Below are 12,753 nucleotides of genomic sequence, written 5' to 3'. Positions count from 1 at the left end.
CCCTGCCGACAGGGCCTGGCGTCAGGTACAAAGAACGTCCACGCGATTTGCGGTGATTCACATCACACCTGATTGTGACGTGAATTCACGGCTATTTCGTTTCAATGCCGCCGTTCGGGCAGGGGGGATCTGCCGACGGCCGCGCGGAGTAGAAGGGGTTCGGAGGGTTTGTGCGCTCGAGCTGTGGCCGATGTCGCCGACCGGCTCGCCGTTCCTGGCGGACGCATCGCTGGAGTGCATGATCTGACCCAACCGTGTTCAGCTCCACAGAATTCGAACGAGAACCGAGAAAGCAGGAACCTGCACCATGACCATCGCGACCGGCTCCGAGACGTCCACGATGACCGGCAGCACTGCACGTCCGGGTGTGATCAGCACCGCGGAAATCAAGGCTCGAATCGCGGCCATGTTCGGTGACACCGACACCGAGAATCCGGATGCACCCGGCACCCGTCCACGGACGACGCGCTGACCTGTGCCGTACCTGCCTGCAGTCCTCAGTCACCGTCGACCGGTTTGTCGAAGGAGTTGCCCGTGAACCTCAACGTCGTCTTGCTGTTGCTCGTGCTCGTCGGAGGTATCGGCGGCACCATGAGTGTGCAAGCTGCTCTGAACCGTCGCGGTGTCCGGCGCCGTCGAACCCCGGGAGAACTGTTCCACCAGAACGGCTGACGAAGTCACAGCTCTCCTGGACCGGAGTCGGTCCAGGAGGTTCTGCTGTCACGGCATGCGAGAGCTTCGATCCGGGTGTCGTGGTCCGCCACCGGTCGGGGCCACGGTGGCGGGCACCGGGCTGGCGTTGGACGTGATGCGCCGCTAGCGTCGACAGCATGCCCGCGCCCCAACTTCTCGGTGGCCGCTACGAACTGCGGGGCGTGGTGGGCCACGGCGGGATGGGCGAGGTCCGAGACGGTTGGGACACCCGCCTCGACCGGCCGGTGGCGATCAAGTTGCTGCCTCCGGCGCTCGCGGCCCGGCCCGAGATCCGGCTGCGGTTCGAGGCCGAGGCCCGGTTGGCGGCCACTCTCAATCACCCTCACGTGGTCGCCGTCCACGATAGTGGCGAGGCCGCCGGGATCCCCTTCATCGTGATGGAACGGCTGCCCGGACGTACCCTCGCCGACGACCTCACCGGCCGGCCGTTGCCGCAGGAGCGGGTGCGTACGATCCTCATCGAGGTGCTCGACGCTGTCGCCGCCGCTCACGATGCCGGAATTCTCCACCGCGACCTCAAGCCCGGCAACATCCTGTACACGGCCAGTGGTGCCGTCAAGGTGGCCGACTTCGGGATCGCCAAGAGTCTCGGCACCGAACATGCGCTGACCGGAACCGGCGAACTCCTCGGCGCGGTAGCCTACCTCAGCCCCGAGCGACTCGCCGGAAACCCGGCCACCGTCACCGATGACCTCTACGCGGTCGGCGTCCTCGGGTACGAGTCCCTCTGCGGGCACCGTCCTTTCGAGCGGGACAACCCGGCGGCGCTGGCCCGCGCCATCCTCCACGAACCGGCACCTCCCCTGGCCGCCGAGCGAAGTGACGTCGACCCCGCCCTGGCGGCCGCGATCGACCAGGCCCTCGCTCGCGACCCGCGGCGGCGGCACCGCGACGCCCGCGCCATGCTCGCGGCCGTGCGTTTCCGCGGCCCGGAGCCGGTCACCGCTGGAGTACGGTCGCTCACGCGAGAGCTTGCCGCTCCCGTACTGACGCCCGTGTCCGCGCCGGCACCCGAGGGTATGGACCGGAACCCTCACCACGGCCCGGCCCGGGTCCGCGCCCCGGTCGCGGGGGTGCTCGTCGCCGTGGCCCTCATTGCCGTGGCTCTCGCCGCTGTCACCCTCCTCGGCTCCCGGGAGCAGGACGACACCCCACCGCCGGCGGCGGTCCCCACCAGCGCCCCTATCCCCGCCGGCGGCCCTGCCCCCGCGGGCGCCGCCCCGCTCCCGTCGCCGCTTTCGAACGCCCTCGACGAGCTCGATCGGGCGGTGCAGCCGTGACCCGGCGGGCGCTCGGCGCCATCGTCATCGCCCTCACTCTCACGCTCGCCGGGTGCAGCGAGACACCGGAGGCGAGTACCGAATCCGGCCTGCCCGTCCTGCAGGCAGACACCGCGGCGGTGCGCTCGGCGGTCGGCGCCCGGGACGAGGCCGGAAGCACCGACGCCCTGGCCCGGCTCCGCGCGGACGTGATCCGACTCCGCGACAGCAACGCGATCACCGCCGAGCGGGCGGACCGAATCCTCGCCGCCGCAGACGACGTGGAAACCGAACTCGCCGGCTTTTTTCCTCTCGCCACAACCACCGCCGCCGAGACATCCCCCGTTTCCGGCCTTCCGGGCTCGCTCCCGATCCCGACCACCGCGGGTTCGCCGGGACAAGGCCCCGAACCCGATCAGAACAAACCCGACAAGGACAAACCCGGCAAGGACAACCCCGGCAAGGACAACCCCGGCAACGGGAACGGTTGAAACGCGGACGCGACCATCTGACTCCCGGTCGCCGCGGGCCCCGCGTGCGGGGGTACGGCAATCACCCATCTCATGTCCGGCGTACCTGGCCTTGGACGCAGCGGACCTCCACAGGGGTGGTGGCCGAAACCTCCTGGGCTGCAAGCTCGCTGGTCTCCCGGCGACGAATGCCGCGGCAACGCGTGCGGCCCATAGTGATCACGCCGCCGTGCCGGAGCCGCCGCGGGCTGTATCAGGCGCGCGCCGACGGGGTCGGCGGCAGCCCGAACTTCTCGAACAGATCCAGGTCGAAGAACGCGGTCACGTGCACGACCCGGCCGTCGACGACGTCGAGCACCTGCAGCTGGAACGGATGATGCTGCCCGTCCTCGCCGCGCATGTACAACCCGAGCGCGGGTTGCCCGTTCGCGACCGTCGGGATCAGGATCTGGTCGCCGGGACCCTTCGCCGGGCAGTTGACCCGGATCAGCGTGCCGATGTTCTCGGCGCCGCGATACCAGCCGTCGAACGGCGGCATCTCCCAGACGGCCTGTTCGGTGAGCATTCGGACGATCGCGTCGATGTCGTAGTTCTCGAAACCGTCCACCCACCGCTGCACCAGTTCCCGAGTCTCGGCGCTGTCCGGTTCGGCGAGGCCGTCGCGCGTGACCTCGGCGTCGTTGAGCTGCGCGCGGGCCCGTTGCAGCAGGCTGTTGACCGCCGCGGTGGTCGTGCCCAGGGCTGCGGCGACCTCGGATGCCCGCCACTGCAGCACCTCCCGTAGCAGCAGTACCGCGCGTTGCCGCGCCGACAGGTGCTGGAGCGCCGCCACGAATGCCAACCGGATCGAATCGCGCGAGGTGACGATCACGGCCGGATCCGACGGGTCGTCGGAGTGACCGTCGTCGGTGAATGTGCCCGGCATCGGTTCGAGCCACGGTACTTCGGGGCGCTGGACCAGGTCGTCCGTCGGATCCGAGCTCGGTGCGCCCAATCCGGTGGGCAGCGGGCGGCGGGAGCGGCCCTCGAGTGCGGTGAGACAGACGTTGGTCGCGATGCGGTGCAGCCACGTCCGCAGTGACGCGCGCTCCCCGAAGTTGTCGTAGCCGCGCCACGCGCGCAGGTACGTCTCCTGCACGAGGTCCTCGGCGTCGTGGATCGACCCGCTCATGCGGTAGCAGTGCGCGAGCAGCTCGCGGCGGTACGGATCCGCGCGGCTCATGAAGTCGGCCTCGCCGGCCCCGTCCGCCGAATCCGGAATGTCCTGTACTACGTCGAGCGCCTGTTCGGTCATGGCCCCTGCCCGCCTCGGTCGACACGAATGTTCTCGGGTACCCGCACGAGGGTAGTCGGCGGCACCGACAGAAACAGCCGTTGCCTTCTGGTGAGCAAACGTGAGCACCCTCAGTTCGCGTCGCCATCAGGCAGCCTCACCTTCCGATGAGGCAGTCCCGGTCCGACCGACCGTGTTGTCGTGCCGGGTTGACGCTTCCTCGCCTGCTGCGTCGACCACTCGCGTAGTCGCGGACTCCTGCATGGCTCCACGTCCGTCCCCACCCGAATCGGTGGCGGCCGAGCTACTCCCGGTACCGGTCCCCGTATCACCCGTGCGGTGGGTCTCGCCGAGGCGGGCGAGGTTGATCGCAGCGTTCCGATCACGATCGATCATCACACCGCAGTGCTCACACACATACATCCGGTCCGCCAGCGTCAGGTTTGGTTTTCGCCTGCCACATCCCGAACACGTCTTACTCGACGGAAAAAAACGGTCGGCTTCGACCACCGTCGAGCCGTACCAGCGGGTCTTGTAGGACAGCATCCGCCGGATCTGCGCCAACGCCGCGTCCGCCAACGCCCGGTTCAGACCCCGTTTGTAGGCCCCGCCCGCCGAACGCATCCCCGACGCGTTCAACGTCTCCACCACGATCACCCGATGGCGTCGCGCCAGCGCGGTGGTGGCCTTGTGCAGCACATCGAGGCGGACCGCCGCAGCATGGGCGTGAGCCCGGCCGATCCGCCGCTGGGTTTTCCGCCACCGATTTGACGGTGTCTGCTTCGTCTTCGTCGCCGGGTCGTACGGACCACGCTGCCGGGCGGCCCTGCGCTGCAGCGCCCGCAACCGAGCCTGAGCGGCAGACAAGGACTTCGGGGCCGAAATCCGGTCGACCTCGCGTCCATCCGGGGTCGCGACCACGATCAGCGAATCCGCTTTCACGCCGACGTCGACACCGACCACCGGCTCACCGAGTCCCACATGCCCCGGTACCTCCACCGTGCGCTGGACCAGCACCTGGAAGGCCACGTGCCATCGACCGGACGAATCCTCAGAGACGGTGGCGGACAGGATCCGGGCGGTGCCGTTCTCGATCCGGCGGGCCAGTTTCCGGGTGGACTCGTGCGTCCTGATCCGCCCCAGCCTCGGGAGGGTGACGTGGTGCCGGTCGGTCTCGACCCGGATCGTCCCGGTGGTGAACCGCACCGACCGCCGCGACCGGGCCGTCTTGTATCGGGGGAACCCGACCGCCTTCCCGGCCCGCTGACCTTTGCGGGACTTCGACCACGCCTCCAATCCCCGGGCCAGCGCATCCAATCCGGTGTTGTAGGCCTCCTTCGAGTTCTCCGCCCACCACGGCGCCACCACGTGTTTGCGGCTGTTCCACGCCTTGCGCAGCCCCGCGAGTGACCAGTTCAACGCGGGCGTCAACTCGTCCTCGGCGAGACCGTAGGTGCGTTCGGCATGCCGCTGGTCCAGCGCCGCTTTCACGGCGGCGAGCATCGTGTTGTGTGCCTTGCGGGCGGCGCCGGCGTGCGAGCGAAACGTCCGTACCTGCGCGGGTGTGGGGTCGAGGGCGAACTTGTATGCCTGCGCCGTCGAGCCGTCCGGAACCTGAAACCGGGCCATCACACAACCTCCGGCTCGGGTACATCCGGTGTGGTGGCGGTGACCGCCCGCATCGAAGTCGGAACCTCGATCATGCCCCGCACCGCATCGTCGTCGGCCACCACGATCCGGCGGCCCTGCGTCGACAGGGCTGCCTTCGGATGCTCGACTGCCGAACCGGCCGGACGGTCGCGGTACTCCACGATGATCATGTTTGCAGAGGGGTCCGACACAAAATCCGCGCGTACGCCACCGGGTCGTCAGGTCGAGGCTCGGCCACCTCGATCCGGATGGGTGTTCGGTGTGCCCGCCGAGCAGGCATCGGCATCGGGGTCCTGCGGGAACCAGCGGTAGGCGGTCTGCGGCTGCATGCCCCGGGTACGCGCTCGCTCGGGCTGCTTCACGCCTTGTGAAATACATACGTTCATGCTTGTTCACGTTTGTTCACAGGATGTCGAGCAGTTAGTAGCCCCTCGAAGTATCTGTGCATGCCGGGTACCGTCCAACACTGCGCAGGACGACGGAGACGCCGGCGCCGGACACGAGGGGATGTCGTGCACGTTGCAGCACAGGTGGGTGACGGGCCGCGCGCCGTCGGTCCGTATGCGGGCGGGCCTCCGCCCGAGGCCTTACAGGTGGACATGCCACCGCTCGACAGGTTCGGTCCGGCCGAACTCGGCCGCGCGGTCGTCGTCGCGGTCGTCATCGTATTTGCCGTGCTGATGAAGGTGCTGGCCTGGCCGCTGCGCCCGGACGGTCGCGGGATCGTCGAGGCGGCCGCCGAGGGTGTCGTCGACGCGTTCGAGATCCTCGGGCCGACGTTCGTGAAGGTCGGTCAGCTCGTCGCGTCGTCGGGTCTGTTCCCGAAGCCCCTCGCCGACGCGTGTCTGCGCTGCCTGGACGACGTACCGCCCGTGCCGGCCGCGAAGGCCCGGGCGGTGCTCGAGGAGGATCTCGGGCACCGCGTCGACGAGTTGTTCGCACAGTTCGACGACACCCCGCTCGCCGCGGCCTCGGTCGCGCAGGTGCACGCGTGCGTGTTGCACGACGGACGCCACGCGGTCGTGAAGATCCAGCGACCCGGTATCCGTCACCGCATGCTCGTCGATCTGCGCGCCGCGTATGCGGGCGCACGGCTGCTGCAGGCGTTCGAATTCTTCCGGATCGCGAACGCCCCGGCGATCATCCGCGACCTGTACGCGGCGACCATGACCGAACTGAACAGTGCCGTCGAGGCGGACCGGCAGTCGCGGTTCCGGGACCGGATCGGCGCGTTCGGCGACAACAAGGACGTCACCACCCCCGAGGTGTACTGGGACTATTGCGGCCCGAGGGTGATCTGCATGGAGCGCCTGTACGGGATTCCGATGGACCGCGTCACCGCCGATCCGGACAGCGACATCGACACGCGCCTGCTGATTCGCCGCGGAGTCAAGGTGTGGATCGAATCGGTCGTGCTGCACGGGCCGTTCCACGGCGACGTCCACGCCGGGAACCTGTGGCTCCTCGACGACGGCCGGCTCGCGCTCCTCGATTTCGGCATCGTCGGTGAGTTGCCGGAACACTGGCGGGCGATCCTGCGGGACCTGTTCCACGCCACCGCCGTCGACGGCGACTTCACCAGCGTTGCCCGCGGGATTCGCGAGCTCGGGTACGGGAACGGGACGGATCTCGACGACGAGTCGCTGGGTGTCGAGGTGGCCGAGGCCCTTGCGCCGCTGCTGGGACGCGAGCTCGGGGAACTGCGGTTGAGCGACCTGATCATGGCGCTGATCCGGCTCGGCAAACGCTGGGGTGTGGCGAGCCCGGAGGAAATGGTGCTGTTCGGCAAGCAGCTCGGCTATTTCGAGCGCTATGCGCGGGCACTGGCGCCGGGGTGGGTGCTCGGCCAGGACCTGTACCTGTTCCGCAACGTCTTCCCGGAGGACATCGCGATAGGCACGGCCGAATCGGGCGTTAGCCTGCCCGACTGATCGACGAGGCTCCCAGCTCTTTACAGTTCGCGCGCTCTCTTCTAATTTTAACGATCGTTCGACTCAAACTTTCGGGAAGGGATCTCCTCGCCATGAGCACTGCGAACGACGTCGTACTCAGCACCCGCGACGGCCACGTCGTCACCTGGACGATCAACCTCCCGGATCTGCGCAACCCCATCTCCGGCGACGACGTCGTCGAGCGCCTCGTCGAACTCGTCGACGAGGCGAACGGCGACGTCGAGACCCGGGTCGTGATCCTCACCGGCGCCGGTAGCGCGTTCTCCGCCGGCGGCAACGTCAAGGACATGGCCGACCGCGCCGGCATGTTCGCCGGCGCGCCGCACGCGCTGCGCGACGGCTACCGGCGCGGCATCCAGCGTCTCCCGAAGGCGATCTACCACTGCGAGGTCCCGATCATCGCCGCCGTCAACGGCCCCGCCGTCGGAGCCGGCTGCGACCTGGCGATGATGTGTGACATGCGGATCGCGTCGAACACCGCGTTCTTCGCGGAGAGCTTCGTCAAGCTCGGCATCATCCCCGGCGACGGTGGCGCGTGGCTCCTGCCCCGCGCGATCGGTGCCGCCCGTGCCGCCGAGATGGCGTTCACCGGCGACCGTGTCGACGCGGCCACCGCCCTCGACTGGGGAATGGTCTCGCGGGTCGTCGAACCGGAGAACCTGCTCGACGCCGCACACGAGCTCGCCGCGCGCGTCGCCGTCAACCCACCGAACGCGCTGCGCATGACCAAGAAGCTTCTGCGCGAAGGCCAGCGCGTCGACCTCGACACCCTCCTCGAACTCTCCGCCTCGCTGCAGGCGCTGTCGCACCACAGCGCCGACCACCGCGAGGCTCTCTCCGCCTTCCTCGAACGCCGCACCGGGAACTTCACCGGCGAGTGATCCCGCGGCTCCCACTCCCATTCTCGATAAGGACCAGCACATGAAACGCACAATTCTCACCGAGGAGCACGAACAGTTCCGGAAGATGGTGCGCGACTTCATCGAACGCGAAGTCGCACCGCATCGTGAGGAATGGGACGAGGCCGGCCACCCGCCCCGCGAGTTCTTCCATCGGCTCGGCGAACTCGGCATCCTCGGCATCCAGGTGCCCGAAGAATTCGGTGGCGGAGGCGAATCCAGCTTCATCTACAACACCATCGTGTTCGAGGAGGTTGCGCGGGCGGGAGTCTCGTTCGGCGGCTACACCGTTCACGCGTGCCTGATCCTGCCGTACCTGCTCGAGTACGCCACCGAGGAACAGAAGAAGCGTTGGCTGCCCGGCTTCTCGGACGGCTCGATCATGACCGCCATCGCGATGACCGAACCCGGCACCGGTTCGGACCTGGCGAACATCGCGACCACCGCGAAGCTGTCCGACGACGGCAGCCACTACGTCATCAACGGCGCCAAGACGTTCATTACCGGCGGGGCCACCGCCGACCTGATCCTCACCGTGTGCCGCACCTCGCCGTTCGATCCCGAGACCCGGCGCGGCGGACTGTCGATCATCGCGGTTCCCACTGCGACCGAAGGGTTCTCGGTCGGCCGCAAGCTCAACAAGATCGGGCTGCACCAGCAGGACACCGCCGAGCTGTCCTACAGCGACGTCAGGGTTCCCGTCGAGAACCTCCTCGGCGAGGAGGGCGAGGGCTTCTCGTATCTGACGCACAACCTGCCGCAGGAACGCCTGAGCATCGCCCTGAACCAGGTCGGGTTCGCCGAGGCCGCGATCGCGCACGCGATCGCCTACACCTCGGATCGCAAGGTGTTCGGCAAGCCGGTCGCCGCGTTCCAGAACACCAAGTTCGTGCTCGCCGAATGCTCCGCCGAGACCCAGATGGCCCGCGTCTACGTCGATCACTGCCTCGAACTGCTCGACCGCAAGGAACTGACGGTCGCCGACGCGGCGCGCGCCAAGCTCGTGTGCACCGAGATCGCCGGCCGCGTCATCGACAAGTGCCTGCAGCTGCACGGCGGCTACGGCTACATCACCGAATACCCCATCGCCCGCCTCTACGCGGACACCCGCGTCACCCGCATCTACGGCGGCACCAGCGAGGTCATGAAGACGATCATCTCCAAGGACCTGGGGCTCTAGAGATGTATCCGGGTCGCTACGCCGCCACCGCTCCGGACCGTCCGGCGGTGCACGAGGTCGCGACCGGACGGGTGATCACCTACCGTCGGCTCGAGGACGCCTCGGTCCGGTTCGCGCACTGGCTGCGCGAGCACGGCGTGGGGGTCGGCGACCACATCGCGGTCCTCACCGTCAACGACGCCACGGTGTTCGAACTGTACTGGGGCGCGGTGCGATCGGGTGTGTATATCACCCTGGTCAACACGCACCTCGCGCCCGCGGAGGCGGCGTACATCGTCGATGACTGCGACGCGAAGGTTCTCGTCGTGTCCGCACCCCTGGCGCAGCTCGCCGGTGACATCGTGCCGCTCACGCCGAAGGTGGTGCACCGCCTGGCGTTCGGTGGTCCGATGCCCGGTCACCTCGTCTACGAGGACGAGGTCGCGGAGCTGTCGACGGTCCCGCCCGACGATCAGCCCCGAGGCAGCGACATGCTGTACTCGTCCGGAACCACCGGGCGCCCGAAGGGCATCCGGCCGCCGCTCAGCGGCGCCCAGGTCGGTGACGAGCCGGGTCCTTCGCTGCTCAACACGGTGCGGGGCTTCGGATTCGACGAGAACACCGTCTACCTGTCACCGGCACCGATCTACCATGCCGCGCCGCTGCGCTACGGCGCATCGACCCAGGCGCTCGGCGGGACGGTCGTGCTCACGGACCGGTTCGATCCCGAGCGCTGCCTGGAGTACATCGAGCGGTACCGCGTCACCCACAGCCAGTGGGTGCCCACGCATTTCGTCCGGATGCTGAGGCTTCCGGACGAGGTGCGGGAACGATACGACCTGTCGTCGATGAAGTACGCGCTACACTCGGCGGCGCCGTGCCCCGTCGACGTCAAGCGGGCGCTCATCCGCTGGTGGGGTGAGATCGTGTACGAGTACTTCTCGTCCACCGAGGCCATCGGCAGCACAGTGATCACCCCGCAGGACTGGCTCCGCAAACCGGGCAGCGTCGGCAGGACGGGCGGGCCGGGCACACTCGGCATCGCACACATCTGTGACGAAGCGGGGAACGAACTTCCCTCGGGGGAGACAGGTGTCCTGTACTTCGAGCGGACGGACTACCGCCTCGAATACCACAACGACCCCGAGAAGACCGCGCGCACCCGGCATCCGGTCCACGAGACCTGGATGACGACCGGCGACCTCGGGTACCTCGACGCCGACGGCTTCCTGTTCCTGACCGGACGCGACAACTTCACGATCATCTCGGGCGGCGTCAACATCTACCCGCAGGAGATCGAGAACCTGCTCGCACTGCATCCGGCCGTCGCCGACGTTGCGGTCGTGGGGGTGCCGGACCGCGACCGCGGCGAACGGGTGGAGGCATTCGTCCAACTCGTCCCCGGTGTGGCCCCCGGCGACGACACCGAACGCGACATCATCGACTACTGCCGCGACCGGTTGTCGTCGTTCAAGTGCCCGCGCCGGGTGCGGTTCGTCGGCGACCTGCCGCGCACGCCCACCGGCAAGATGGTCAAGGGCACGTTGCGGGAGCTGATCGATACGTACGCGGATGCCGAGGCACGCTGATGACGCTGTCACCGCGGCAGCGGATGTTCGTGGAGGTGGGGCGAAAGGAGTTCGTCCGCAACGGATACGGCTCCTCGTCCATCCGCACCATCGCGCAGGAGGCGGGCGTGAGCCTGTCCGCGCTGTACTACCACTACAAGAACAAACAGGACCTGCTGCTCGCGATCCTCATGGACGGGGTGGACACCTACGATTCGCTGTGGGAACAGGCCTTGCGGGCCGTCGGCGACGACCCCGTCGAGCAATTGCGCGCATTCGTCCGTGCAAACGTCGAATTCCGAACGCAGTTCCCCGAACACGGGCGCATGATCGCCACCGAAATCCGCAACCTCGAACCCGAGGGCGCACGGCTCTACGACGAACGGCGACGGACCGGGCGGCAGCGGATCCGCACGATCATCGACGACGGCGTCGCGGCGGGGGTCTTCACGACGAAGTACCCGGACGACTGCCGCAAATCGATTCTCGCGATGACGGCCGCGATCGCGAACTGGTACGACCCGAACGGACCCGACACTCCCGCCGAGCTCGGCGAAAGGTACGCGGAGATGGCATTGAACCTCTTGTGCCCCGGTGAAATACCCGGATCGTCGGCCGGGAAGAAAGGTTAGGACATGAGTACGAAACTGGTGCCGCCGGCCGGTGCCCCCGATCCTGCGCTCGCGCAATTGCGGAGCGAGGTGCGGCGGTTCCTGCACGAGCAGATCGAGAGCGGGGTGTTCACCCCCGGCATCGACACGTGGCTGACGCAGTGGAATCCCGATTTCACCCGGGCGCTCGCCGCGAAGGGCTGGATCGGCATGACGATCCCAACCGAGTACGGCGGGCACGGGCGCACGTTCATGGAACGGTTCGTCGTCACCGAGGAACTGCTCGCAGTCGGTGCCCCGGTCGCGGCCCAGTGGGTCGCGGACCGGCAGGCTGCGCCGTCGCTGCTGAAATACGGCACCGAGGAGCAGAAGCGGCGATTCCTCCCGGGCATCGCTGCCGGTGAAATCTGCTGGGCGATCGGCATGTCCGAGCCCGACTCCGGTTCCGACCTCGCGAGCGTGAAGACCCGCGCGACGCAGGTGGACGGGGGCTGGCGAATCAGCGGCACCAAGCTGTGGACCTCCGGTGCGCATCACGCCGATGCGTTCTTCGGGCTGGCGCGGTCCGCGCCGCTGGACCCGGCGCACCGGCACGACGGCCTCAGCCAGTTCATCGTCCTGCTGGACTCGCCCGGCGTGACCATCCGCCCCATCCTGTCGATGTCCGGGGAACACCACTTCAACGAGGTGTTGCTCGACGACGTGTTCGTGCCGGACGATCTGGTGCTCGGTACCGTCGGCTCCGGGTGGGAACAGGTGACCAGCGAACTCGGATTCGAGCGCAGCGGGCCGGAACGATTCCTGTCCACGTTCGGTCTGCTCGACGAACTCGTGCGCGGCGCGGGCGCCGGCAGCGTCGACCCGGATCTGCGCCTCGGCGCGGCGATCGGCCGGATCGCCGGGCTGCGCCGCATGTCGCGTGCCGTCTCGGAGTCGTTGCAGCGCGGTGAGGATGCGGCCCTGTCGGCGTCGGTCGTCAAGGTGCTCGGGACCGGGCTCGAAGGCGACATCGCCGAACTCGCCGACGAACTCGTCGGGTACGGCGCCGGCGACGATCAGCTCGCGCAGCTGGTCCGTGCGGGCGTGATGCAGCGACCCGGTTTCACGCTGCGCGGTGGCACGAGCGAGATCCTGCGCGGGGTCATCGCACGAGGATTGGGGTTGCGTTAACGTCTCTCCCGCTTGAAGGGCAGGAGAT

The 12,753-nt window shown here is 68.1% G+C and carries 12 protein-coding genes and 1 pseudogene; 10 read left to right on the top strand and 3 right to left on the bottom strand.

Annotated elements, in window-relative coordinates; translation table 11 throughout:
* The first annotated feature begins 307 nt into the window (after positions 1–307).
* From RZ1_RS30500 to RZ1_RS11830, 4 genes are all read left to right on the top strand, one after another.
* On the top strand, positions 308–472 hold the full coding sequence (locus RZ1_RS30500; RefSeq protein ID WP_169917920.1) for a hypothetical protein: 165 nt from the start codon (positions 308–310) through the stop codon (positions 470–472).
* Between the two features lie 62 nt (positions 473–534).
* Complete coding sequence (locus RZ1_RS30495) at positions 535–672, top strand: hypothetical protein (protein ID WP_169917917.1); 138 nt, start codon at positions 535–537, stop codon at positions 670–672.
* A gap of 158 nt (positions 673–830) precedes the next feature.
* Complete coding sequence (locus RZ1_RS11835; protein ID WP_072812038.1) at positions 831–1,994, top strand: serine/threonine-protein kinase; 1,164 nt, start codon at positions 831–833, stop codon at positions 1,992–1,994.
* Positions 1,991–2,464, top strand: a complete 474-nt coding sequence (locus RZ1_RS11830; protein ID WP_072812036.1) for a hypothetical protein — start codon at positions 1,991–1,993, stop codon at positions 2,462–2,464. Before RZ1_RS11835 ends, RZ1_RS11830 begins: the two co-directional genes overlap by 4 nt.
* A gap of 232 nt (positions 2,465–2,696) precedes the next feature.
* Here RZ1_RS11830 and RZ1_RS11825 read toward each other — a convergent pair whose 3' ends face one another.
* From RZ1_RS11825 to RZ1_RS11815, 3 genes and pseudogenes are all read right to left on the bottom strand, one after another.
* Positions 2,697–3,737, bottom strand: coding sequence for a sigma-70 family RNA polymerase sigma factor (locus RZ1_RS11825; RefSeq protein WP_072812034.1), 1,041 nt, complete (start codon positions 3,735–3,737; stop codon positions 2,697–2,699).
* 126 nt (positions 3,738–3,863) lie between these two features.
* Positions 3,864–5,345 carry an IS607 family element RNA-guided endonuclease TnpB gene (tnpB, locus tag RZ1_RS11820; RefSeq protein WP_072812032.1) on the bottom strand — a complete coding sequence of 494 codons (1,482 nt, stop codon included), beginning with the start codon at positions 5,343–5,345 and terminating at the stop codon, positions 3,864–3,866.
* Positions 5,346–5,389: 44 nt separating this feature from the next.
* Positions 5,390–5,557 (bottom strand): annotated as a pseudogene (locus RZ1_RS11815) (recombinase family protein); the annotation flags it as partial.
* A 408-nt stretch (positions 5,558–5,965) separates the two neighbouring features.
* On the opposite strand from RZ1_RS11815, the gene RZ1_RS11810 reads away from it, so the two are divergent.
* The 6 genes from RZ1_RS11810 to RZ1_RS11785 all read left to right on the top strand — a co-directional run bounded on the left by RZ1_RS11810 (position 5,966) and on the right by RZ1_RS11785 (position 12,725).
* Positions 5,966–7,297, top strand: coding sequence for an ABC1 kinase family protein (locus RZ1_RS11810; RefSeq protein ID WP_238071915.1), 1,332 nt, complete (start codon positions 5,966–5,968; stop codon positions 7,295–7,297).
* A 92-nt stretch (positions 7,298–7,389) separates the two neighbouring features.
* Positions 7,390–8,199: a crotonase/enoyl-CoA hydratase family protein gene (locus tag RZ1_RS11805; RefSeq protein ID WP_072812026.1), complete on the top strand. Its 810-nt coding sequence runs from the start codon at positions 7,390–7,392 to the stop codon at positions 8,197–8,199.
* 40 nt (positions 8,200–8,239) lie between these two features.
* Positions 8,240–9,397: an acyl-CoA dehydrogenase family protein gene (locus RZ1_RS11800; RefSeq protein ID WP_072812024.1), complete on the top strand. Its 1,158-nt coding sequence runs from the start codon at positions 8,240–8,242 to the stop codon at positions 9,395–9,397.
* 2 nt (positions 9,398–9,399) lie between these two features.
* Positions 9,400–10,965, top strand: coding sequence for an acyl-CoA synthetase (locus RZ1_RS11795; RefSeq protein ID WP_072812022.1), 1,566 nt, complete (start codon positions 9,400–9,402; stop codon positions 10,963–10,965).
* A complete protein-coding gene (locus RZ1_RS11790; RefSeq protein WP_072812020.1) occupies positions 10,965–11,576 on the top strand; it encodes a TetR/AcrR family transcriptional regulator in 612 nt (203 codons plus the stop codon). Before RZ1_RS11795 ends, RZ1_RS11790 begins: the two co-directional genes overlap by 1 nt.
* 3 nt (positions 11,577–11,579) lie before the next feature.
* A complete protein-coding gene (locus RZ1_RS11785; RefSeq protein ID WP_072812018.1) occupies positions 11,580–12,725 on the top strand; it encodes an acyl-CoA dehydrogenase family protein in 1,146 nt (381 codons plus the stop codon).
* The last annotated feature ends 28 nt before the right edge of the window (positions 12,726–12,753 follow it).

This window comes from Rhodococcus zopfii NBRC 100606 = JCM 9919, from assembly GCF_001895025.1.
GTDB classification, from domain to species: domain Bacteria; phylum Actinomycetota; class Actinomycetes; order Mycobacteriales; family Mycobacteriaceae; genus Rhodococcus; species Rhodococcus zopfii.
The sequence above is the reverse complement of the archived record's forward strand: the minus strand, read 5'-3'. Positions and strand labels throughout refer to the sequence as shown.